The organism is Frankia alni ACN14a (assembly GCF_000058485.1).
Classification (GTDB): Bacteria; Actinomycetota; Actinomycetes; order Frankiales; family Frankiaceae; genus Frankia; species Frankia alni.
Window position 1 is genome coordinate 1,342,129 of sequence record NC_008278.1, and the last position, 23,961, is coordinate 1,366,089.

At 76.3% G+C, this 23,961-nt stretch carries 15 protein-coding genes; 10 read left to right on the forward strand and 5 right to left on the reverse strand.

The window, feature by feature from the left end; genetic code table 11:
* Nucleotides 1-77 precede the first annotated feature (77 nt).
* From FRAAL_RS05475 to dnaN, 5 genes are all read left to right on the forward strand, one after another.
* On the forward strand, nt 78-1,208 hold the full coding sequence (locus FRAAL_RS05475; protein ID WP_041938882.1) for a glycosyltransferase family 4 protein: 1,131 nt from the start codon (nt 78-80) through the stop codon (nt 1,206-1,208).
* Nucleotides 1,209-1,536: 328 nt separating this feature from the next.
* Nucleotides 1,537-2,457 carry a glycosyltransferase family 2 protein gene (locus tag FRAAL_RS05480; RefSeq protein ID WP_041940195.1) on the forward strand — a complete coding sequence of 307 codons (921 nt, stop codon included), beginning with the start codon at nt 1,537-1,539 and terminating at the stop codon, nt 2,455-2,457.
* Between the two features lie 150 nt (nt 2,458-2,607).
* Nucleotides 2,608-3,669, forward strand: a complete 1,062-nt coding sequence (gene manB / locus FRAAL_RS05485) for a mannose-1-phosphate guanylyltransferase (protein ID WP_505474304.1) — start codon at nt 2,608-2,610, stop codon at nt 3,667-3,669.
* A gap of 67 nt (nt 3,670-3,736) precedes the next feature.
* Nucleotides 3,737-6,499, forward strand: a complete 2,763-nt coding sequence (locus tag FRAAL_RS05490) for a sensor histidine kinase (protein ID WP_050997015.1) — start codon at nt 3,737-3,739, stop codon at nt 6,497-6,499.
* A gap of 40 nt (nt 6,500-6,539) precedes the next feature.
* The gene (gene dnaN, locus FRAAL_RS05495) at nt 6,540-7,745 is read left to right on the forward strand and encodes a DNA polymerase III subunit beta (protein WP_041938884.1); all 1,206 of its coding nucleotides are present in this window, start codon (nt 6,540-6,542) and stop codon (nt 7,743-7,745) included.
* A 61-nt stretch (nt 7,746-7,806) separates the two neighbouring features.
* On the opposite strand, the gene FRAAL_RS05500 is transcribed toward dnaN, so the two are convergent.
* The 4 genes from FRAAL_RS05500 to FRAAL_RS05515 form a co-directional block, all read right to left on the reverse strand.
* Nucleotides 7,807-8,619 (reverse strand): thioredoxin-like domain-containing protein, encoded by an 813-nt coding sequence (locus FRAAL_RS05500; protein ID WP_011602459.1) that lies wholly within the window; start codon nt 8,617-8,619, stop codon nt 7,807-7,809.
* Nucleotides 8,620-8,781: 162 nt separating this feature from the next.
* Nucleotides 8,782-10,113 carry a coenzyme F420-0:L-glutamate ligase gene (locus tag FRAAL_RS05505; RefSeq protein ID WP_083866980.1) on the reverse strand — a complete coding sequence of 444 codons (1,332 nt, stop codon included), beginning with the start codon at nt 10,111-10,113 and terminating at the stop codon, nt 8,782-8,784.
* A 46-nt stretch (nt 10,114-10,159) separates the two neighbouring features.
* On the reverse strand, nt 10,160-11,230 hold the full coding sequence (gene cofD / locus FRAAL_RS05510; RefSeq protein ID WP_041938885.1) for a 2-phospho-L-lactate transferase: 1,071 nt from the start codon (nt 11,228-11,230) through the stop codon (nt 10,160-10,162).
* A 57-nt stretch (nt 11,231-11,287) separates the two neighbouring features.
* The gene (locus tag FRAAL_RS05515; protein WP_011602462.1) at nt 11,288-11,896 is read right to left on the reverse strand and encodes a TetR/AcrR family transcriptional regulator; all 609 of its coding nucleotides are present in this window, start codon (nt 11,894-11,896) and stop codon (nt 11,288-11,290) included.
* A gap of 368 nt (nt 11,897-12,264) precedes the next feature.
* Between FRAAL_RS05515 and FRAAL_RS05520 the strand changes: the two genes are divergently transcribed.
* From FRAAL_RS05520 to FRAAL_RS05540, 5 genes are all read left to right on the forward strand, one after another.
* On the forward strand, nt 12,265-12,561 hold the full coding sequence (locus FRAAL_RS05520) for a hypothetical protein (RefSeq protein WP_011602463.1): 297 nt from the start codon (nt 12,265-12,267) through the stop codon (nt 12,559-12,561).
* 309 nt (nt 12,562-12,870) lie between these two features.
* On the forward strand, nt 12,871-15,627 hold the full coding sequence (locus tag FRAAL_RS05525) for a bifunctional FO biosynthesis protein CofGH (protein ID WP_011602464.1): 2,757 nt from the start codon (nt 12,871-12,873) through the stop codon (nt 15,625-15,627).
* 449 nt (nt 15,628-16,076) lie between these two features.
* Nucleotides 16,077-16,706 (forward strand): WhiB family transcriptional regulator, encoded by a 630-nt coding sequence (locus FRAAL_RS36010; protein WP_041938886.1) that lies wholly within the window; start codon nt 16,077-16,079, stop codon nt 16,704-16,706.
* A gap of 90 nt (nt 16,707-16,796) precedes the next feature.
* Nucleotides 16,797-20,777: a glycosyltransferase gene (locus FRAAL_RS05535; protein ID WP_231861519.1), complete on the forward strand. Its 3,981-nt coding sequence runs from the start codon at nt 16,797-16,799 to the stop codon at nt 20,775-20,777.
* A complete protein-coding gene (locus FRAAL_RS05540; protein WP_011602467.1) occupies nt 20,774-22,426 on the forward strand; it encodes a DUF5719 family protein in 1,653 nt (550 codons plus the stop codon). Before FRAAL_RS05535 ends, FRAAL_RS05540 begins: the two co-directional genes overlap by 4 nt.
* Before the next feature lie 95 nt (nt 22,427-22,521).
* Here FRAAL_RS05540 and FRAAL_RS05545 read toward each other — a convergent pair whose 3' ends face one another.
* Nucleotides 22,522-23,898 carry a type I phosphomannose isomerase catalytic subunit gene (locus tag FRAAL_RS05545; protein WP_083866713.1) on the reverse strand — a complete coding sequence of 459 codons (1,377 nt, stop codon included), beginning with the start codon at nt 23,896-23,898 and terminating at the stop codon, nt 22,522-22,524.
* Between the last annotated feature and the right edge of the window lie 63 nt (nt 23,899-23,961).

Sequence of the window (23,961 nt, forward strand, 5' to 3'; positions counted from 1 at the left end):
CCCCCGTTGGGAAGCAAGCGGTCACCGTGAAGCAAGCGGCCACCCCTGCCAGGGTGGCGCGTCAGGGAAGGAGCGCCGTGGGACCCCGGGTGCTCGTCGACGCGACTTCGGTCCCGGCCGACCGTGGTGGCGTAGGGCGTTATGTCGACGGGCTGGTCGCGGCGCTGGGCGCGGCCGGTGCGGACATGGCGCTGGTCTGCCAGCGGTCGGACGAGGAACGCTACAGCCGGATGGCTCCACATGCCACCGTTCTGTCCGGGCCGGCGGCCATCGCCCACCGGCCGGCGCGGCTGGCGTGGGAGCAGACCGGACTGCCACTGGTCGCGGAGCAGGTGAATGCCGATGTCATCCATTCACCGCACTACACGATGCCGCTACGGGCCCAGCAGCCCGTCTGCGTGACCATCCACGACGTCACCTTCTTCACCGAGCCGGACATGCACACGGCCGTGAAGGGGACGTTCTTCCGCTCGGCGATGCGCACCGCGGTGCGCCGCGCCGCCCGGATCATCGTCCCGTCGAAGGCGACCCGGGACGAGCTCATCCGCGTGCTCGACGGGGAGTCGACCACCACCGACGTCGCCTACCACGGCGTCGACACGTCGACCTTCCACCCGCCGACCGAGGAGGACAAGCTGCGGGTGCGCCGCCGCCTCGGCCTGGGCGACGCGCGCTACGTGGCCTTCCTCGGGATGCTGGAGCCGCGCAAGAACGTCCCGAACCTGATCCGTGGCTGGGCCGAGGCGGTGCACTGGCGGGACGAGCCGCCCGCCCTCGTGCTGGCCGGCGGTTCGGGCTGGGACGACGACGTCGATGCGGCCGTCGCCTCGGTGCCCAGCCACCTGCGGGTGATCCGGCCCGGCTATCTGCGATTCTCCGACCTGCCGGGGTACCTGGGCGGGTCGTCGCTGGTGGCCTACCCCTCGCACGGCGAGGGTTTCGGGCTGCCCGTGCTGGAGGCGATGGCCTGCGGCGCGCCGGTGCTGACCACGCCGCGGCTGTCGCTGCCGGAGGTCGGCGGGGACGCCGTCGCCTACACCCAGCCGGACCCGGACTCCATCGCCCGCGAGATGGGCGCCCTGCTCGACGACGCCGAGCGGCGTGACCAGCTCGGGCAGGCGGGCCTCGCGCGGGCCCGGGAGTTCACCTGGGCGGCGAGCGCCGAGGCCCACCTGGCGAGCTACGCGCGGGCCGTCGCCGAGCGCTGAGCGGCCCGAGGGCGGCGCGCCCGGCCCACCGACCGCCGACCGACGGCGGCCCCTGGGCGCGAGCCTGCCCGTCGGCCCCGTGCCTCGTGATGGGCTTCTCGCGGGAAGCCGGCCCGGGGCGAAGACCGCCACAAAGGGCGCGCTACGGTTTCCTCGGCACCGATGCCGCTCGCCGTCACCACGGCGGCGCGGGCCGTGTCGGTCGGACGGATGGCGGGCCGGCGCGGTGAGCGGCCGGCTCGGCCGGCCAGGCCGGCGCGGCGGGCAGGCCGGCGGGCAGGGGTGGTCGGTGGAGTCGGGTGGGTCGGTGAGACGGGTGGGCGAGGACATGGGTGTGGAGCCGGAGATTCGGGTCGTCGTCGTGACCTTCCGGTCCGGGGAGATCATCGGAGCGTTCCTCGACTCCGTGGCCAAGGCGACGACCCGGGCCTACGAGGTCGTCATCGTCGACAACTCCCCGAAGCTCGACGCGGGCACCCGCGCGGCGGGGGAGCGCGCCGAGGCGCGGCTGCTGCGCCCGGGCCGCAACCTCGGCTACGGCAGCGCCGTCAACCGGGGTGCCGCCGGCGCCGCAGCGCCCTGGCTGGTGATCTCCAACGCCGACATCTCGTTCCAGCCGGGCGCGCTGGACGAGCTGATCGCCGCGGCGGGGCGCTGGCCCGGCGGCGGTGCCTTCGGCCCCGGGATCACCAACCCGGACGGCGCCCTCTACCCCTCGGCCCGCGACCTGCCCTCGTTGGGGCGGGGGATCGGCCACGCGCTGTTCGGCTGGTGCTGGCCGACGAACCCGTGGACGGCCTCCTACCGCCGGGAGCGGGGTGCCCCGCGGGAGATGACCGCCGGCTGGCTGTCCGGCTCCTGCCAGCTTCTGCGCCGGGAGGCGTTCGAGGCGGTCGGCGGTTTCGACGAGTCGTACTTCATGTTCATGGAGGATGTCGACCTGGGCCGGCGGATCGGGGCGGCGTCCTGGCAGTCGGTGTACGTGCCGTCGGCGGTCGTCGAGCATCTCGGCGGGCACTCGACGAAGCGGTCGTCCCGGCGGATGGTGGTGGCCCACCACCGCAGCATGTTCCGCTACCTGTCCCGGCAGTACCCGGGGCCGGCACGCGCGCCCCTGCGGCTGCTGCTCGGCGCCGGGCTCGGGGCCCGGTTGCTGCTCGCCCTCGCCTTCGCCAAGGACAGCGCCGGGGCCAGGGCGACCCGGTCGGCGGACCTGCTCACCGACCGCGGGACCACCGCCGGGGGGTGAGCCGCGGCGGCGGTCGGGCGCGCGCGGTGACGGTGGGCTAAACAGAAAGTATCGGGCCCATGGCGGCACGTTCGGGTAGTGGTCCCGCTGCCCATCCGTCTCCAAGGGCTACCCCATGCCCTGCGACACTGACTGTCCATGGACGCAGTGATGCTTGTCGGCGGTCAGGGGACCCGTCTACGACCACTCACGATGTCGGCCCCCAAGCCGATGTTGCCGGTCGCAGGGGTGCCGGTCACCGCGCACATGCTGGCCCGGGCGCGTGACGCCGGGATTGATCGGGTGGTGCTCGCCACCTCCTACCGCGCGGAGGTCTTCGAGGAGTACTTCGGGGACGGGTCCGCCCACGGCCTCGAGCTGGAGTACGTGACCGAGACGGAGCCGCTGGGCACGGGTGGCGCCATCCGCAACGTCGCGGGGAGGCTGCGCGGCGGCCCGGACGACCCGGTCGTGATCTTCAACGGTGACATCCTGTCCGGCCTGGACATCCAGGCCCTGATCCGCCGGCACGCCGCGGCGGACGCGGCGGTCACCCTGCACCTGACCGAGGTGTCCGATCCGCGGGCCTTCGGCGTGGTGCCGGTGGACGCCGACGGTCGCGTCACCGAGTTCCTGGAGAAGACGCCCGACCCGCCCACCAACCTGATCAACGCCGGCTGCTACGTGTTCCGTCGCTCGGTGATCGACAGCATCGCCGTGGGCCGGCCGGTGTCGGTCGAGCGGGAGACCTTCCCCGCCCTGCTGGCCGCCGGCACGCCGGTCATGGGCTACCCGGACAGCACCTACTGGCTCGACCTCGGCACGCCGGCGGCGTTCGTCCAGGGCAGCCGCGACCTGGTGACCGGCCGCATGGCCTCCTCGGCGCTGCCCGGACCGGTCGGGGACTGCCTGGTCCTGGCCGGAGCCGTCGTGGCCGCCGACGCCAAGATCGGCGGCGGCGCCACCGTGGGGGCGCGCGCCCGGGTGGGCGCGGGCGCCGCGGTCGACGGCGCCGTGCTCTTCGACGGTGCGGTCGTCGAGTCGGGAGCCACCGTGCGGGACAGCGTGATCGGCCGCGAAGCCGTCATCGGCCCCGGCGTCGTGCTCGACGGCGTGGTCGTCGGCGACGGCGCCGTCATCGAGCGGGGCAACGAGCTGCGGGCCGGGGCGCGGGTGTTCCCGGGCGCGGTCCTCACCGCCGGCGCGGTCCGGTTCAGCTCCGACCGCACCTGATCCGGGCGATCCCGGCCGATTATTGCGGCCGATCGTCGGATGGGTCCTGACTCGACGGGCCAGACTGATGTCCGTGCCGGTCAGCGCCTCACTCGGCGCCTCACTCAGCGCATCGGACGCGCTCACCGCCGTCGTCGTGCGCACCTTCGCCGTGCTGCGGGTGCTGAGCCTGCTCACCACGGCGCTGTACCTGGCGGTCTGGTGGTCCTGGTACGGCGGGCACCCGCTGGGGCTCGCCGCCGCGGTGCTGGAGCTCGCCTGGGGGCTCGGCTACGTGGCGCTGAGCCTTCGCCGCGGGCTCGGCCCCGGGCTCGTCCTCGGCAACGTCGGCGCGGGTGCGGCCGGGGCGCTCGCCGCCGGCGCCGCCGTTCCGGCGGTGTCCGTCGGCGGCGCGGGAACCTGGGTCTACCTCGGCTGCGCCCACGCCGCCCTGGTCGCGGGCGCGATGACCGGCCGGCGGAGGTTCGCCGTCGTCCTGATCGTGCTGTGCGCCGCCCTGGTCGGCGGGGTGGGCGTGGCCGATCGGCTCGCCGCGGCCATGCCCACCGGCGCGGGCTGGGCGGCGTCCACGGCGGCGGGCGCGGCCTCGGATCCCGGCGGCGCCTACCGCCGGGTCGCCGTCTCCGTCCTGCTCGTCACCTTCCTGTCCCTGCTCGTCCGGTTCGGGGTGGGGCGGCTGCGGGCGACCGCGGGAAGAGCCGACGGCCGGCTGCGCGCGGCGGCGGACCATGAGCGGGCCGAGACGGTCGCCGTGGCCCGTGCCCGGGCGGAGCGGGAGCGGGAACGCGTCCTGCACGACACCGTGCTCAACACCCTTGCCGGCATCGCCTGGGGCGGTGGCGACGACGCGCGGCTCGCTCGGACCCAGGCCGAGGACGCCATCGCCGCCGTGCAGGGGCTGCTCGACGGCCCGGCCGGCGCGGCCACCCGCAGCCTCGACGCGCGGCTCGACGCCGTCGCCGACGCCGCCCGGCTGCGCGGGCTGCGGGTGCGGCTCGGCCGGACCGGCACCGTCGGCATGCCCGGCTCGCCGCTTCCGGGCACCGCCAGTGGGCCGGACCTGCCGGCCGAGGTGGCGGCCGCGCTGGCCGCCGCGACCGCCGAGCTGCTGTCCAACGTCCGCCGGCACGCCGGCACCGGCCAGGCCTGGGTCACGGTGCACCGCACCCCGACAGCGGTCGGGGTGATGGTGCGCGACGAGGGGCGGGGTTTCGACCCGGCCGCCGTGCCCGTGGACCGGCTCGGGCTGAGCCGCTCGGTGCAGGCCCGGCTCGTCGAGGTCGGCGGCCACGTCCGGCTGTCCGCCGCCCCCGGCCGCGGCACCCGGGTCCTGCTGACCTGGGCGCGGACCGCGTCAGCCGCCGAGCCGCGCGCCGCGGGAGGGCCACCGGGACGCCCCCGGTCGGCCTCTGTCCGCCGGGCCCCGCTCGCCTGGCTGCCCCGGGCCCCGTCCGCCCGGCTGCCCGGGGCCCGGTCCGCCCGTCCGCCCGATGAACTCGCAGCCCGGTCGCCCGATGGCCGCTCCGCCCGGTCGTCCAACGAGGTGCCGGCTCGGGCGGCCGGGGAGGTGCCGGCTCGGGCGTTCACGGATGCCGGCGAGGCGGGGCCGGGCCTGGCGTCCGCCGAGGAGCTGCGCGGCGTCTACACCGCCAGCCTGCGCCGCGCCGTGGCCGTCGCGGCCGTGATCTGGTACCCGTTCACCGGGCCGGTGCTGCTCGTGCTGCCTGGCGGGCTGCGCACGTCGCCGGCCGCGATCGGGCTGTGGTTGCTACTCGGTGCCGCGGTCGTCGTGGTGACGCGGCGGATGCGCCGCCGGGCGGCCACCCGGCTCGAGTCCCTCGGCCTGGTGGCGTGCGGGCTCGCGGTGACGGTCGCCACCGCCGCGCTGGTCGGCACCGCCGATCCGGGGGCGAGTCGGGTCGCGGCCTGGCCGGTGCTGGTGTTGCCGCTGCTGCTCATGCAGGTCACGGTGTCCCGGCCGGCGGTCGAGTGGATCGCCGCCCTGGGGTGTGCGGCCGCCACGCTCACCGGCGTCGCCGTGTTCGGTGGCGTGCCGGGGCCGTTGCCGTTCGCCCAGCTTCTCTCGGCGCTCAACGCGCTGGCGGCGTTGCAGATCATGGCGGCGATGGGCGGTCCGGTGCTGCGCCGTTCGGCGGACGCGGCGGCCCGGGCGCTCGGGCGGGAGGCCCGCCTCGCGGCCGGCCGGGAGGCCGAGGTCCGGATCCGGACGGACCGGGCGCGGGCGCTCGCCATGATCGAAGGTGAGGTCCTGCCGCTGCTCGCGGCGGTACGCGACGGCCTGCTCGACCCGCGTGACCCGGCGGTGCGCGAGCGGTGCCGGCGGTTCGCCGCCATGATCCGCCGTACCCTCGTCGCCAGCCATGCCGCTGCCCTCGGTGACCTGGCGGCGGCGCTGTTCGATGCGGAGTCCCGGGGCGTCCGCATCGACGCCCAGGTCGCCGGGGATCTGCGGGTGGCCCCGGCGTCCGTGCGCGCCGGGATCGAGGCGCTGCTTCCGCGGGTGCTCCAGGCGATCCCGGGCCCTCGGGCGCTGCTCACCCTGATCTGCGACGCCACCGGAGGCAGCCTGACGCTCACCGCGGCGGGCACGGCGATCCCGCCGGACTGGGCACGCGCGATCACCGGCCCGCCAGCCCCCGCCGCCGCGCCCCGGCCGGGCGGGACGGTGGCCGTGGCGGTCAGCGCCGACGGCGACGACGGCCGGCTGTGCCTACAGATGAGCTGGGTGGTGACCGCCGGCGGCGACACCGACCCGGCGGCGGGCGTGCCGCGCGCCGCCAGTCGGGCGAAGGCGAACACCGATCGGTGAATGCGGCGATTTTCGGCCGTTGGCGGGGACAATCGGCCCCATGAGGTTCAGCGTGGAACGCGACGTGTTCGCCGACGCGACCGGCTGGGCCGCCCGGCATCTCCCGAGCCGGCCGGGGCTGACCCCGAGCGCGCTGACGGGCCTGCTGCTCGAGGCGGCGGCGCCGGCGGCTGGCCCGCAGCCGGGCGCCGGCCTGCTCGTCTGCGCCTTCGACTCCGAGGTGGCCGTGCGGGCGCCGGTGGCGGCGGCGGTCGAGGAGCCGGGCCGGGTTCTGGTGCCCGGGCGGCTGCTGGCGGACATCGTGCACAGCCTGCCCGCGACGACGGTCGAGGTCGCCGTCGACGGCGACCGGCTGGTGCTGCGCTGCGGCAGCGTGCGCTTCACCGTCCCGCTGATGGATCTCGCCGACTATCCCGAGCTGCCGCGTTTTCCCGCCCCCATCGGCGAGGTGAACACCCTCGGGTTCGCCGCGGCGGTCGGCCAGGTCGCCCCGGCGGCCGGTCGGGACGAGACGGTGCCGGTGCTGACCGCGGTCCGGCTGGAGATCTCCGGGCACGGCCTGATCCTCGCGGCCACCGACCGCTACCGGCTGGCGGTGCGCGCCATCCCCTGGCAGCCGACCGTCGATGATCCCTGGGCCCTGGCCCACGTGCCGGCGAAAGTGCTCGCCGAGGTGGCCCGCACGCCGACCTCGGCCTCCCGGATCGTGATCGGGCTCGACCTCGCCGACCCGGCGGGTGCCCGGCTGGGCCTGGCCGCGGCCGGGCGGCAGACCATCGTCCGGCTCATCGACGGCACGTTCCCCAACTACCGCAAGCTCCTGCCCGAGACGGCCGCGTACACGGTCACCGCGCAGACCGCCGCGCTCGCCGCCGCGGTCCGCCGGGTAGCCGTGGTCGCGACCCGGACCGCGCCGCTGCGTTTCACCTTCACCCGGGACCAGGTCGTCGCGGAGGCCGGCGACGGCAGCGGTGCCCAGGCCAGCGAGACGATCCCCGTCGAGTACTCCGGGCCCGAGCTGTCCGTGCTGTTCAACCCGTCGTACCTGCTGGACGGGCTCGGGGCGGTGGAGGACGACGAGGCGACCATCGGGTTCGTGGCTGCCGACCCGGCCGAGGCCACCGCCCGGCCGGCCGTGCTCACCGGCAAGGACAGCGGCGGGGTCCGCGGTCCCGGCGGCGGGCCCGTGGACGAGGGAGCATTCCGCTACCTGCTGATGCCGATCCGCACCGGCTCCGCCGCCTGAGCCGGGCCCGGGGCGCGGGCCTCGGTCAGGGGGCGGGCGTCGGTCAGGGGGCGGGCGTCGGTCAGGGGGCGGGCGTCGGGCTGGTGGGGGACAGCGACATGGTGCCCCCGCCCGGGGTGGGCGTGGCGGCGCTCGCGCCGGCCGGGGCGGTCAGCGGGCCGTCGGCCGACACGTCGAGGGTGCCGCCCTGCGCGCCCGACTCGGGGGCGGTCGGCGAGTCCCAGGTGGCCCCGGCCGGATCCGGGTTGGCGTGCTTGGCGACGAAGTCCTTGATGACGGCCTCGGAGACGGTGGTGCAGCGCTGGGTGCGGTCCCAGGCGGTCAGGACGAAGTGCTTGCCGTCCGGGAACGTGGACCGGGTCCAGGGGACGCCGATGAACCGCGGGCCGGCGTTGGCGGCCAGCGACCGCAGCTTCTCGACCTGAGCGGCCGGCAGGCTCTTGTCGTACCACCCGACGATGAAGCCGTGTTCGAGATTGTGCACGGCGCGCTCGACCGGGATGCCCGACGCCGGGTTGTAGAACGCGATGCCGTCGGGCAGCGGGTCCGGGTTGTGGCTGCCCGAGGACGGCGGCGACGCCTTGTAGCTCACCGCCGTGCTGATGTGCGTCGAGCCCTGGGAGGCGTCGTTGACGGTGCCGGTGCAGCCGGCCGCCGCCGCGGCCGTGGAGGCCGCCGCCACGTAGCCGACCTCACGCGTCTTGTTCTTCGAGTGGGTGTCGGCGACGCTGTAGATGATGATCCCGACCAGGAGCAGCACCACGACGAACCCGGACGTGCCATAGATGAGCAGCGCGCGACGACGTTCGGCGCGCTTCTGCTCGCGGCGCAACTGTTCGAGCCGGACGTTGCGCTCGGCGCTCTTCTTCCCCACGAAATCTGATCCTACGAAGTGTCAGGTCAGAACTGACGGGCAGGATGCGTTCGACCCGCCGACGGACACCCGGACCGCCCGGTTACGGCGCGCTGCGTCACCTCCATACCCCCACGTTCAGCCCGGTAACCGGGCGTAGCGGATGCTCGCGGTGCGGGGAGATCACCGGCGCAGGAGGAACGGCTCCGGGTCGCGGGGGGCGCGCGGGGTGGGCGGCGCGGCGGCGTGCCCGACGCCCACCGCGCCCATCGGCACCCAGCCGGCCGGCAGGTCGAGCACCGCCCCGACCACCTCGGCGCAGAACAGCGTCGAGGAGACCCAGCAGGAGCCGAGCCCCTCGGTGGCGAGCGCCACCAGCAGGTTCTGCACCCCGGCGCCGACGGCGACGGTGAACATCCGCTCCTCGGCGGCGGCCCGGCGGGCGTCGGGGTAGGGATGCGCCCCGTCGAGGACCATGACCGGAACGACGAGCAGGGGGGCCCGGCGCAGCACGTCCCCGCGCCGCAGCCGCCGGTCCACCGCGGCCTCGTCGAACCCGTCGCGGCGCAGGTCCTCGGCCCAGGCGGCGGCCATCGCGGCGAGCAGCTCGGCCCGGCGCTCGGTGACGAGTACGAAGCGCCACGGGGTGGTGTGGTGCGGGGCCGGGGCGGTCAGGGCTGCTGCGACGGCCCGCTCGACCGCGGCCGGGTCGACCGGGGCGGCGCTGAACTCGCGCACCGTGCGCCGCTCGCTCAGCGCCGCCCGCCGTGCCTCCAGCGAACCGAGGCGGAACATGTCCTCGCCGCTGGGCCGCAGCAGCGAGCGCGCCCCCGTCCCGTCGTCGGGCAGCCGGCCGTAGCCGCGCACGACCGCCACCGGGGTGGCGCCGAGCTTGCCCTTGACCAGGTCGGCCGCGGCCGCCAGCTCGTCGGCCTCGGCGACCTCGGTCATGCCCAGCTCGTTGCCGTACCCGTCGACGTCGCCGATGTGGCTGCGCAGCGCGGCCATGCCGGCGACGCCGATGGCCATGTCGGTCAGGCCGCGCCGCCACGGCCGTCCCGCGGTGTCGGTGACGACGACCGCCACGTCCACGCCGAGCAGCGCGGCGACGCCGGCCCGCAGCCGGGCGGCGCTGGCGTCCGGATCCACCGGGAGCAGGGCGAGGGAGTCCTTGGCGATGTTCGACGCGTCGACCCCGGCACTCGCCAGGACGAAGCCGTGATGCGTCTCGACGATCCGGGTCGGTCCGCGGCGGGCCACCTCGCGGACCGATTCGGCGTCGATCGCGGCCTGCCGGGCGGCCTCCCGATCGCCGGCCGCGGCGATCAGCCGTCCCTCGGCCTTGGACACGATCTTCGAGGTGACGACGAGGACGTCGCCGTCGGCGAGCGGCCGCCCGGTTGCGGCCGCCGCCGCGGCCACGGCGGCGGCGAGATCGTCCCCCGGCCGGATCTCCCCGATTCCGGTCAGCCCGAACACCGTCAGCGTCCCGCTGGGCGGCCGCCGCTCAGACACCTGCGACGGCTCAGACACCGGCGACGGCTCAGACACCGGCGACGGCTCAGACACCGGCAACCTCCAGCGCCGAGCGGACGATCGCCACCGTCGCTGCCAGGTCGGTCATCAGCAGGGGCCGCGCGAGCACGGTCGCCCCGGGCACGACCGCACCGGCGTCGACCGTGTCGACCAGCCAGCCGTCGAGCAGCCCCGCCGCCGCTGCGGCGAGTCCCTCCGCCGTCCCGGCGAGTCCTTCCGCCGTCCCGGCGAGTCCTTCCGCCGTCCCGGCCGGGCCCTCCACCGACCCGGCGCCGGCCTGCGCGGGTGTCGCCGCCGCGCGCCCGCGGCCCCCGTAGTGCACCCCCACGGCCTGCGCGGACGTCTCCACGCCGATGGCGGTCAGGCAGGCGTCGGCCATCCCGCGCACCGCCGCCCCGCCGATGATCGGCGAGACCCCGACCACCGGCGCCGCGGTCTCCCGCACGGCGTCCCGGATGCCCGGCACGGCGAGGATCGTGCCGATCGAGACGACCGGGTTCGAGGGTGGGAGCAGCACGACGTCGGCCTCGCCGATGGCGTCGAGCACCCCCGGCGCCGGCTTCGCCGTCTCGGCCCGCAGCGGCACGATCGCCTGGGCCGGCACGGCGGCGCGCAGCCGCAGCCACCATTCCTGGAAGTGCACGGCCCGCTGGCCGTCCTCGTCGGCGATGACCACGTGGGTCTCCACGCGGTCGTCCGTCATCGGCAGCAACCGCACCCCGGGCTTCCAGCGCTCACACAGCGCCCGCACCACGTCCGACAGGGGGTAGCCGGCGTCGAGCATCTCGGTGCGCACCAGGTGGGTGGCAAGGTCGCGGTCACCGAGCCCGAACCAGGCCGGTCCGACCCCGTAGGCGGCGAGCTCCTCGGCCACGACGAACGACTCGCCCTCCCGACCCCACCCCCGTTCGGCGGAGATCCCGCCGCCGAGGGTGTACATCACCGTGTCGAGGTCGGGGCAGATGCGCAGGCCGTGCAGGGTGATGTCGTCGCCGGTGTTGCCGATCACCGTCACCTCGGCGTCGGGCAGCGCCGCAAGCACGCCACGCAGGAAACGGGCGCCGCCGATCCCGCCGGCCAGGGCTGTCACTCTCACATCAAGCGATCCTGGCACCGACGCCCGCCGGGTGGGTCACCGGCCGGTCGGGACGGGTCAGCCGAGCCGGGGGCGGGCGAACAGCGGCGCGACCCAGCCGTTGAACTCCGGCCGGGCGGGCAGCGAGGTGTCCCGGCAGAACGAGGCCAGCAGGAAGTGCACGAGATGGCTGGTCGGCCGGCTGGGCGCGGGGTTGGCCAGGCCGCCCTCGATCGTGGCGACGACCGCGTCCGCGGCCAACGCCCGGTCGGCCTCGGGGACGTAGTCGTGCACCGCGGCCAGGGAGAGGCCGTGCAGCCAGGCGTGCAGCCGCTCGTGGTACTCCATCACCGGCTCGGCGTGCGGAGCGCGCTCGGCGACGCACGGATGCAGCGTGCGCCGGCGTTCCACCGAGTCGAGGGCGAGGAAGAGCTTGTCCGCCGGGTTTCCGGGCAGGCCCGCGATCCGTTCCACCTCGACGTCGAGCAGGCGGTTGAGCACGGCCGCGAACGCGTGGTCCTTCGACCGGAAGTACCAGTAGACGGACCCGGGCTCGATCCCGGCGGACCGGGCGATCTCCGCGATGGACGTCCCGGCGAAACCGCGGGCCAGGAACTGTTCCTCGGCGACGGCGAGCAGCGCGTCGATCCGTTCCTCGCGGGGAACCTCCTGGCGGTTTCGGGGCACCTGATCAGCGTAACGACTTCGGCTCCGGGGGAGGAGTGATTCGTATGGAAGCACACGTCGCCCGCGTGCGATACCCAGCCGGCTCCCGGTGTAAACGTCGGCACACGGCGAGTGGTGTACCTCACATTTTGGGTGCGCCGGCGGTCCGCCCTCGTTCAGTCGGAGGGTGTCCGGGCAGGTCAGGGGTCCTGCCGTGGGGGCGCTTCGCGGATAACCGGGCGGTCGTCCGGGGATGACCGGATCGTCATCCCGCCGCCGCGCCAGGGCGCCACCCGGGATGTGTCGTCCCTCACCCGGTTTCTCTTGATTCCGGTTAGAGAGAGCTGTGAGAGTGAACGTGAGCTCTCCACGTCGCTGGAAGGACCGTTATGTCCGACGTCAGGACCACCAAGAGCCTCGAAGCCCTGTCCGCCTCCCTCAACCGTGCGCTTGCGGGGGCGCGTGCCCCCCAGGTCGTCGCCGCCCGCCGGGCGCAGATGCGGCGATCCGCGGCGATGGCCGCCGAGCCCCCCGCCGCCGGCCGGGCCGACCAACCGCACCGCCGAGCCCAGGCCGAGACCGACGTCCTCGCCGCCCGCAGCCGGACCAACATGCTGATCGGCACGCTCGACCGGCTGCGCCGGCCGGGCACCGGCTGGCGGGCCGCCGGCCGCGCCACGCCCTGATCCTCAAGCCCTGATCCTCAAGCCCTGATCCGCGCAACTCCGTGATCCGTACGAACCCATGATCCGCGCGGGCTCCCCGAGCCGCCGACATCCCCCCGCTGCCGGCGACCGGGGGTCCGCCCCCGGATCCGCCCCCGCCCCCCGCGACTCCATCCCCGAGGTGCCCCAGGTTCCGGCTCCGCTGTGGTGTCGTCGCTTCTGCTGATTGTCCGCAACCCCGTGTCCCTTCGACACCGGTGGTGACGGGCCGGGCCCGTCGACCCACCGGGCGTCGGCCGACCCGGCGCCACCGGAGAGCCAGAGGAAGCAATGACCAGTACGGCGGCGACTCCCGACGGCGTGGGCGGCCAGGCGGCCGAGCCCGGCCACGACCCGGGCCTGCCCCAGCCGTCGCCGGGCGCCGACGTGCCCCAGCCGTCGCCGGGCGCCGACGCCGTGCCGTCCGCGTCGGCGATGCGCCGGGCGCTGCGGCGGGCCCGCGACGGCGCCACCCTCGATGCCGTGGAGGCGGCGGTCCTGTTGGCCGCCCGCGGCGAGGATCTCGCCGATCTGAGCGCGTCGGCGGGCCGGGTGCGCGACGCGGGCCTGGCCTCCCTCGGCCGTCCGGGTGTCGTCACGTATTCGCCGAAGGTGTTCATCCCGCTGACCCGGCTGTGCCGGGACCGCTGCCATTACTGCACGTTCGCCACCGTGCCCCACCGGCTGCCTGCGCCGTACCTCACCGTCGACGAGGTGCTCGACATCGCCCGGGCGGGCGCGGCGGCCGGCTGCGCCGAGGCGCTGTTCACCCTGGGCGATCGGCCCGAGGACCGCTGGCCCGCGGCCCGGGAGTGGCTCGACGCCCACGGCTACGACTCGACGCTGGGCTACCTGCGCGCCGTCGCGATCGCCGTGCTGGAGGAGACCGGGCTGCTGCCGCACCTGAACCCGGGCGTGCTGAGCTGGGCTGAGCTGGCCCGTCTCAAGCCCGTCGCCCCGTCGATGGGGATGATGCTGGAGACGACGGCGACCCGGCTGTGGTCGCAGCCGGGCGGCGCGCACTTCGGCTCGCCCGACAAGGAGCCGGCGGTCCGGCTGCGGGTGCTCACCGACGCCGGCCGGCTGTCGATCCCCTTCACCACCGGCCTGCTGCTCGGCATCGGCGAGACCCGGGCCGAGCGCGCCGAGACGATCTTCGAGCTGCGGGGGCTGGCCCGCCGGTACGGCTCCATCCAGGAAGTGATCGTTCAGAACTTCCGGGCCAAGGACGACACCGCGATGCGTTCCGCGCCCGACGTCGGCGCCGAGGAGCTGGCCGCGGCCGTCGCCGTGACCCGGCTCGTGCTCGGCCCGACGATGCGGGTGCAGGCCCCGCCGAACCTCGTCGACCCGGCCGAGTGCGCCCTGCTGCTGGCCGCCGGCATCGACGACTGGGGCGGCGTCTCGCCCGTCACCCCGGACCATGTCAACCCCGAGCGTCCCTGGCCGGATCTGGACGTGCTGCGCGAGGCGACGGCCCGGGCCGGCTTCGCGCTGCGCCCCCGGCTCACGGTGTACCCGTCGCACCTGGACGAGCCGTGGATCGATCCGCGCCTCGCCGGCCATGTGCGCGCGCTGGCCGGCCCGGACGGGCTGCTCGCCGAGGGCGCCCGGCCCGTCGGACGGCCCTGGCAGGAGCCCGACGGCGGTCTCGGTGACACCGGCCGCGTCGACCTGCACACCGCGGTCGACACCGTCGGACGCCACAGCGCCACCCGGGCCGACTTCGACACCGTCTACGGCGACTGGGAGTCGCTGCGGGCGGAGGTCAGCGCGGCCGGCACGGGAGTCGACGGCGTCGTGGGCACCGGCAGCCGCGCCGTCGCGGCCCGGGCCGCCGGCCTGGCCGCCGCCGGCGCCGGCGGCGGCCAGGCCGGCGCGCCGGAGCGGATCGACTCCGACGTGCGGGCCGCGTTGCGCCGCGCCGGCACCGATCCGGCCGGGATCACCGACGCCGAGGCCCTGACCCTGTTCGGGGCCGAGGGGGTGGCGCTGGAGGAGCTCTGCTCGCTCGCGGACGGGCTGCGCCGCGACGTGGTGGGCGACGACGTCACCTACATCGTCAATCGCAACATCAACTTCACGAACGTCTGCTACACCGGCTGCCGGTTCTGCGCGTTCGCGCAGCGCCGCGGGGACGCGGACGCGTACACGCTGTCGCTGTCGGAGGTGGGCAGCCGGGCCGCCGAGGCGTGGTCGGTCGGCGCCACCGAGGTCTGCGTGCAGGGCGGCATCCACCCGGACCTGCCCGGCACCGCCTACTTCGAGCTCGCCCGCGAGATCAAGCGGGCGGCCCCGGGGCTGCACCTGCACGCGTACTCCCCGATGGAGGTGCTCAACGGGGTCACCCGGACGGGGATGTCCGTCGAGGACTGGCTGGTGGCGGCGCGAGAGGCCGGCGTCGACTCGATCCCGGGCACGGCGGCGGAGATCCTCGACGACGAGGTCCGCTGGGTGCTGACCAAGGGCAAGCTGCCCACGGCGAGCTGGGTCGAGGTGGTCAGCACCGCGCACCGGGTGGGCCTGCGCTCGACGGCCACGATGATGTACGGCCACGTGGACACCCCGGCGCACTGGGTCGCGCACCTGCGGCTGCTGCGCCGCATCCAGGACTCCACGGGCGGCTTCACCGAGTTCGTCGCGCTGCCGTTCGTCCACCACAGCTCGCCGATCTACCTGGCCGGCGTGGCCCGGCCGGGCCCCACGGTGCAGGAGAACCGGGCGGTGCACGCGATGGCGCGGATCCTGCTGCACGGCGCGATCGACAACATCCAGTGCTCCTGGGTGAAGCTCGGCGTCGACGGCTGCCGCTCGGTGCTCGCCGGCGGGGTGAACGACATCGGCGGGACGTTGATGGAGGAGACGATCAGCCGGATGGCCGGCTCCCAGCACGGTTCGCGGCGATCCGTGGCCGAGTTGGAGGAGGTGGCCGCCGGGGCGGGTCGTCCCGCTCGGCAACGGACGACGACGTATGGGCGGGTGCCGGACGAGCGCTTTCACGCTGCCCGAGGCGGCCCCGTCCGGACCATGCTGCCGGTGGTGTCCTGACACCCGCCAAGTCGGCGCCATCAGAAACTACTCTAAGTAGTCGCGAGGGCCGGCTTGGCCGATGGCGATGCCGGGCCGGTATAGGTTTAAGACGCTTGTCTGATTGCGTCACTGCCCGTTTAGGCCCTTTATGTCCGTTAGCTTCGGGCGGCATAATGCGGTCATCGCCGTCGGACCGATTGCACACAGTTACTGATCGGAAGGCCGCCTGGACCCTCGGCGATGGTGTGCAGTGACTGTGAGCTATGGTCTCATCGCTGGTTGTAGAAGATGTTGCGCCGGTGGGGTTGACGCGACCGACTCGGGAGCGTGTAATTACCGGCGTGTCATTCCCCTCGCTGGCGGGGTTCGTGCGGTAGTGCGTCGCCTGACCGGTGTGGAACCAGTCACCTGCGCGCCGGCGCCCAGGGGGTGGCCGACCGCACCGCGACGGGTCTGGAGGAGTCCCCATGGAGCACACCGACGCGGGCGTCCACACCGTCCTCGCGGACGTCGAGCGTCCCGCTGAGCATGACCCGTTCGGTGACCACTCCGAGCGGGTGCTTGCCGAACGGCCCACCCAGGCCACACCTGAGCCGCGCCCGCGGCCGGCGCTGGCCGCGGCCGGCGTCCCACCGGCCAGGTCGGGCTCGCCCGATCTGGGTACCGGTGCCACCCCGTTCGCCCCCGGCCCGCGGGCCGGGGCGGACGTCGACGTCCTCGTGCGCGCGAGCGGCGAGACCGACGTCGACGACGATCCGGCCGTCGACGATCTCGACGTCGACGGCCCGGCCCTCGAGGCCGCCGACGACCCCGCCGTCGACCTGCCGGACACCCTCGCCCCAGTGATCGATCTGGGGCTGGGTGACCTGCTCGGCGAGGCGATGGAGTGGCAGGAGCGCGCCCTGTGCGCGCAGACCGATCCCGAGGCGTTCTTCCCCGAGAAGGGTGGTTCGACCCGGGAGGCCAAGCGCATCTGTTCGGGCTGCGAGGTCCGGGCCGAGTGCCTCGAGTACGCCCTGGAGAACGACGAGCGGTTCGGGATCTGGGGCGGCATGTCCGAACGGGAACGACGCAAACAACGGCGCCGAGCGGTCTGAACCCGGGCGGTGGGTGGCGTCCGGCGGGGTGCGGGCGGCCCGGCCGCGCCGCGCGCCCTCGCGGTTCTGCCCGGGCCACGCCCGTCGGCGGTGACGTCGCGGGTCGTGGTGGTCTGCGTGCAGGGCCGGCGGCCGGGTGCCGTGCAGGCCCTGCGGGCGGCGGTGTCGGCGCAGGCGCCGCCGCCCGATCAGGTCCTCGACCTGCAGGTCGTCGAGGTCCGCATCGGCGGCGGTGCCGCGGTTGCCCCATCGGCCGCCACTGCCGCCTCGGCCCCCTCGGCCCCCTCGGCCCCGGCCATCCCCCCGCTCACGACTGCGCCTTCGGTCGACGCCGCCCGTCCGGCCGACGCCTCCCCGAGGCCCGCCGTCCACCTCCCCCGGCCGCGCGACGCACCCCCGGCCGAGACGGTTGCGGTTCCCGCACGCCTCTCGGGTGACGGGACCGGCACGCCGTCGACGGCCGGGGTGGTCGACGGATCGGCGGAACCCGGCCCAGGGGGGTCCTCGGTAGTCCACCTGGCCGCCGGCACCCGCTTCGGCGTGGCGGTGGCCGCGGGCCTGGCACACCTCGGCGGGCCGCCGCGGGACGGCTACGTCTGGCTGCTCGACGACGGCGCCCTGCCCGCCCCCGACGCCCTGCGCACCCTGCTGGCCTGCGCGCGGCTCGATCCCGGCGCCGCCGTGTTCGGTCCCAAACTCCGTGCCGTCCTCCCGAGGCCGCCGGCGTCCGGGTCGCCGCCGGCGTCCGGCGCGCCGTCGCCGCCGCTCCTGCTCGAGGCGGGGGTGAGCGTCGACCGCGCGGGCCGCCGGTACACCGGTGTGCGGCCGGGTGAGATCGACCGGGGCCAGCGCGACGGGGTGCGCGACGTGCTCACCGTGGCCTGCTCCGGCATGCTCGTCCGGGCGGGCGCCTGGCGGCTGCTCGACGGCTTCGACCCCGAGCTCGACGGCGCCCACGACATCGACCTCGGCTGGCGGGCCGCCCGGGCCGGGTTGCGGGTCGTCGTCGTGCCCACGGCGACGATGACCGTCCCCGCCGACGCTCCCGTCCCCGCCGGTGCCCCCTTCCCCCCCGAGGTCACCGTCCCTGCGCAGGCGGAGGCGGCGGCGGAGGCGGCCGGGCCGGGGAGTCGTTCGGCGCGGGGCCCGCGGGACAGGAGGGGCTGGGTGCCGGCGGACCGCGCCGGCGCGCTTCGGGTCCGCCTGGCGAACACGGCGCGGCCGCTGCTGCCGGGGTCCGCCGCAGCCATCCTGGTCGGGGCGCTCCCGCGGATGCTGGGCCTGCTTGCGCGCGGGCACCTGCGGGCGGCGGCCACCGAGCTCGCGCTGCCCCTCGCCGTGCTGGGCCAGCCGCGCCTGCTGGCGCGGATGCGTCGGCGCGCCGCGCGTACCCGCGCCGTGTCGCACCACGCCATCCGCTCCCTGTTCCCCGCCCGGCTGCGCCGCCGGGCCGAGGCGCGGGTGGTTGCGGGCAGCGGGGCCGGCAGAGTCGGGGCGCACCGCCGCGGCTGCGCCGTGGACGACGTTTCGGCGGCTGCCCCGTCCGGCCGGCGATCGACCCGGGCGGCGGTCCTGCTCGCGGTCGTGCTCGGCGTCGTCGGCCTGGTCGCGCTGCGCGGGATGCCGGCCGACGTGCTCGGCGCGGGCCTGCCGCTGCCCGCCGGGGCCCACGACCTGTGGACGGCGGTCTGGTCCGGCCGGGTCGCCACCGCCGGCGCCCCACTCGACCCCGCGGGGCCGCCCCCGCCCTGGACCGCGCTGCTCGCGGCCGTCGCGAGCCTGCTCGGCGGCCGGCCGGGGGCGGCGGGCTGGCTCCTGCTCGCCGCCGGGCCGGCGCTTGCCGGCCTGACGGCCCACCGGGCGCTTGCCCGGCTCGGTCCTCGCCCGGCCGCCCGCTTCGGACTCGCCGCCGCCTACGGAGTGAGCCCGGCGATGACCGGCGCGGTCGCCGCCGGCCGCGGCGACACCGTCGCCGCTCTGATCCTGCTTCCGGCCGTGCTCGCCGCCACCGACTCGGCACTGCGTGGCCATGCGCGGCCGGCGGGCGGGCGCCCGCGGGCGATCTGGATACTGGCCGTCTGCCTGGTCGGATTCGTCGCCTGCGCGCCGTCGATGGCGCCGCTGGTGTGGATCGCCCTGCCGACCGCGGCGCTGCTCACCGCCCGACGGCGGCTGCTCGACGTCGCCGCCGCCCTCCCGGCGACGATCATTGCGTTGATCCCGGCGCTGCACGCGGGGGGCGCGGGGATCCGGGCCGAGCCGGCGGTGTCGCTCGCCCGGTTCCCGCAGGCCGCCGTGGCGCTGGTGGCGGGCGCGGGGGAGCGCCCGAAGGCCGCCGTCGTGGGATGCCTGGCCGGTTGCCTGGCCTGCTGGCTGCTGGGCCGATGGTCCGGCGGGGCCAGGACGGGGCGTGTCGGCCGGGTCGGCTGGTCGCTGGCAGCGCTGGGCCTGCTCGCCGTGCTGCTCACTCCGCGTCTGGCCGGCGATGCCGACCAGCGCGTCGCCGGCGGCGAGGGCTGGTGGGTCGGCCCGCAGTACGGCCTCGTCCTCGCCGGGGCACTGATCGCGGCGGCGGGCGCGTGCCGCCCGGTCCGCGGCACGCGCAGCGACCCGGGGGCCACCGGATCCGCGGCGGCACCTCGCCCTGGCCGGCTGGCCCGGATCGTCGCACTTCCGGCGACGGCGCTGGTCCTCGCCGGTGCCGCCGCGCTCACCGCCGGTCATCTCCTTGCCGGCCAGGGATGGCACGCCAACCCGACCGCATGGAACCGGGACTCCGCCACCTCCGCGGACCCGGCCACCTCCGCGGACCGGGCCACCTCGGCGAACGGGGCCATTCACGCCGACGGGGGCGTCCCTGCGGGCCGGGCCGACTCCCTGGACCAGGTCGGGGACCCCGGTGATGCCGGGGGAGCGATCGCGGGTGTCAGCGGCACCGCAGCCCCCTGGTCGGGCACCGGCGCGTCGGCGGTGGCGCGGGCGGTCAAGGCCGAGACCCGCACAGCGCCCGCCGGTTCCCGCCTCCTCGTGCTGTACCGGTCCGACCGGTCCGGCCTGATCCGGTACACCCTCGCCGCTGCCGGCGGGCCCCGTTTCCCGGCCGGCCAGGCCCGCCCGGCCCGGCGGGCCGCCACCTTCCTCGGTGACGTCGTCACCGATCTCGCGGTCGGCGGCGACCAGGCGGCCGGGTGGTTGCCGTTGCTCGGCGTCACCGCGGTCGCCGTCCCCGCCGCGGACGCGCCGGCGGATCTCGTCACCCGCCTCGACGCGACCCCGTCGCTGATGCGGGACCGAGCCCGACCGGGTGTGCTGCTCTGGCGCCCCGTGGTCCCCAACCAGGCAGGGCCGGCACCGCCGTCCCGTCCGGCCGCCGCCACCGGCCCGCCGGCCTACGTCATGGACTCGGACCTGCAAGCGGGGACGGCACCTCGCGATCCCGGTCCCTCGGGTCCCTCTCGGCGCAATGACGCCTCGCCCGACTCCGTGTCTGCCGACGCGCCTGCCGACGCGGCGGTTGCCCGCCGTCCCGGCTCCGCCCGAGGCCTCACGCCGCCGGGGACGGCGATACCGCTGGCGCTCACACCGCTGGCGATCGAACCCCTGCCCGCAGCACCGACCAGCGCTCGCCGGCTGCCGCCCGACGGGCACGTCGCGGCCCTGCCCGGCGCCACCCGGGCCCCGCGACGGGACCTGGTCCTCGCGGTACCGGCCGGGACCGGGTGGCGCGCGTGGCTGAACGGCCGGCCGCTGCGGCCGTTCGCCGCCTGGGGCTGGGCGACCGGCTTCCGGCTGCCGGCCGAGGGCGGCACGATTCGTCTTCACCGTGACGACGGCCCCGGACCCGAGCTGGCGCTCGGGCAGGCGGTGGCGCTGGGCGCACTGCTGCTGCTGGGCATCCCGGCCCTGCTGGGCGTGCCGGCCGCACGCCGGCCACGCCGCCCCCCGCTCGACACCCAGGCTCCACCCGCCGATGGCCCCTCCGGGCGTGAGATCGGCCCCCAGCGACGGCCCGCGGCCGGGTCGGCGGGCGGCCCAGCGGGTGGATCGGGATCGGTGGGGGAGGTGCCGTGACGACCGCAGCCAGACGGTCCGGGCTGACCAGCTCGCCGCTGCGGCGCCGGGCCGCCGCGCGGGTGCTCGCGTCGGTCGCCGTCGTCGGCATCGGCGGAGCCTTCCTCGCCGACGACGGCGCCAGTCCCGCGCCGGCCAAGAGCTGGCCCGTGTCGGCGGCGCTGCTGGCCTGCCCGGAGCTGACGACGACCCCGCCGGGCGCCCGTGATCCCGTGCTGGCCGGCCCCCTCGACCTCGCCGTGCGCACCGCGGGGACGGCCGACGGCCGGGTACGGGTCGCCAGTCGGGTCGCCGAGCTGCGCACCCGCCTCGGTGACGCGGCGCTGACCCTGCCGCCCCCCACGGCGAGGGGCGACCGCGGCTCGGTGCTCGTGTCCGCGCAGGGTGCCTCGGCGGCCGGGTTGTCCGCGATCGTGACGGTAGCCGGCGACGGCGCGGGCCCGGCGCGGGCGCGCTGCCTCCCGCCGCGGGCCCGTAGCTGGTTCGCCGGGCCGTCGACCACCGCCGGCCGGGACCCGATCGTGATCCTGTCGAATCTGGCCGACCAACCTGCCCAGGTCGGCGTCAGGGTGTTCACCGATGGCACGACCGGACCACCGCAGGACATCTCCGTGCCGCCCGGGGGGGTGGTGACCCGCCGGCTCGCCGCGCTTGCCCCGGAGGCCGCCGTGACGGCGCTCGACGTCGAGGTGCGGGCCGGCCGGGTGCTCGCCTGGATGGTGGACCGGTCGAGCCTCGGCGGCCCCTTCACCGCGCCCCGGCTGGTGCCGGTGACCGCCCCGCCGGCCCGCCGGCTGCTGCTCGGTGGGGTTTTCGTCCCGCCGGGACCGCCAGGCCCGGCGGCGCGCCTGGTGCTCGCCGCGCCGGGACGGGCGGCCACCGTGCGCGTCACCGTGTTGACCGGGTCCGGTCAGCACATCCCGGTCGGTCTGGAGGCGGTGCGCGTGCCGGCCACCGGCGCGATCAGCCTGCCGGTGGCGCTGCCGCCGGGTGGGGCGTCGGCGGTCCTCGTCGAGTCGACCGCCGGCGCCGCCGCGGTGGTCGCCGAACTGGGAGTGGCCTCGGGCTGGCCGGGAGTGTCGACCTGGGCAGGCGCCGTCCGGCTCGACGTCAGGTCGGGGCGCCGCGGCCTGGACGCGTTCGGTCAGGGCATCGGGCTGTCCGACCCGGTCGGCCCCACCGCCGGGGCCGGCACCGCGCCCGACGCGGCGGTCGGCGTGCCGGCACCACCGGCGGGCGCCGCCGGGGCCGTCGTGCTCGCCGCGCCGGCGGGACCCGTGACGGTCTGGCTCGACGGTGATCCCGTGCGGCTGCGGGCCGGCACGGTGGCGATGGTCCGCGGACCGTCGGGCCGGGCCGGGGGGCGCCTCGTCGCGATCGGCGGGCCGCTGGTCGCGACGGCGATCGTGGGCGCCGCGCAGGCACCGGTCCCGTCCGGGTTCGACGCCGAGCAGCCGTCGGTCCCGCCCGCCGCGCCGCCGTGGAACCCGCCGCCCGCCGGTGCCACCCCCACGGGTCCCGCCGGGGGTCCGGCGGCGTCCCCGTTGGTGCTGCCGAAGATCCTGTCCGCGGTCGTCCCGCTGGGGGGAGTGCCGCGCCGGCTCGATGCCCCGCCGGTGCTGCCGGATCCCGCGGTGCCGTACCGCTGAACGGGATTCGCCAACCGGTGGGCCGCCGACCCCGGGCGAGCGTAAGCCGCCGACCAGCCCCGATCCCCCGGATACGGGTCAGGCGGGTCAGGCGGTCAGGCGGGGCTGGCGCCCGGTGCGGCGAGGAAGACCCGGCCGGTTCCCGTCAGGGTGACTGCTGCCCGGCCCGCCACCAGCGCCGATCCGCCGCGGCGCAGCTGCAGCGGGGCGACGGCGGTCCCGTCGTCGGCCAAAGCGGTGACCTCGACCCGTCCCTCGACCGCGAGCAGCACGGTCGGGCGTCCCACCGGCACGCTGCCACCGGTGCAGACGGCCTCGGTGAGGGCGAAGTCGGCGACGGGGACGTCCCAGCCGCGCAGCAGGCCGCCGGGGGAGTCCGTGACGGTGCGGGGGCTGCGGACCGGTGCGTCGCTCGGCGTGGGATCGAAGATCCGCAGTAGCTCGTCCACGTCGATGTGCTTGGGCGTCAGGCCGCCGCGCAGCACGTTGTCCGAGGTGGCCATGATTTCGATGCCGAGCCCGGCGACGTAGGCGTGCAGCATCCGCGCTGGCTGGAACAGGCCCTCTCCGGGCCGCAGCGTCACGTCGTTGAGCAGCAGCGCCGCCGCGATGCCCACGTCACCCGGATGCGCCGCCGCGAGCCGCCCGATCAGGTCCACCGCCCGCGCGACGTCGCTACCGCCGCCGTCCACCGGGTCCTGGCGAGTCGATCCACCGCCGCTGTCGCCGCCGCCCCCGCCCGCATCGGCGTCGGCAGCCTCGGCGCCGGTCGGTCCCCGGCCGCGCGCGCGGCGCAGCTGGTCCGCCGCCGCGACGAGAGCGCCCACCAGCTCCCCGGCGGGGCCGGGGGGCATGGTCAGCAGAGTCCGCAGCACTGTGGCCGCCCCGGCGGCGGGATCGTCGACCAGGGGGCGGAAGGCGCCCAGGAGGGCCGGCACCTCCAGGGCCCGCGCGACCGCCAGGGTGCGCGCCGGGTCCCGGACGCCCGCGAGCGCCCGGAACGGCGAGAGGGCGACGATGAGCTCGGGCTTGTGGTTGCGGTCGCGGTAGCGCCGGCGGGAGTCGTCGACGGCGAGGCCGGCGGCGTCGTCCACGTCGAAGCCGGCGGCGGCCTGCGCCAGGTCTGGATGCACCTGCAGAGACAGGGCCTTGTCCGCCGCCAGCACCTTGAGCAGGAACGGCAGCGGGCCGACGAGGTCGGCGGCCGGGCGGCGGGCGCCGTCCGTCTCGGCGAGCGCCGGCGCCACGGGATGGGTCCCGAGCCACAGCTCCGCGACCGGGCCGCCGGCGGCGGGGGTGCCGAGCAGCTCGGGGATGGCGGTCGCCGAGCCCCACGCGTAGGGCTGCTCGGCCCCGTGCAGCGCGAGCAGACGGGGGGACCCCGCCGGCACCTGTGGGCCCGCGACGGGCAGTTCGCCGGCGGGCGGGGACGGCGTGCCGGCGGGTGGCGTGGGTGCGGGATTGCTGGTCACGGTCTCCTCGGACGGGCGTGCTCTCCGGGGGCGGGCGGTGGCCGCCGCCACGGTGTGGGCGGT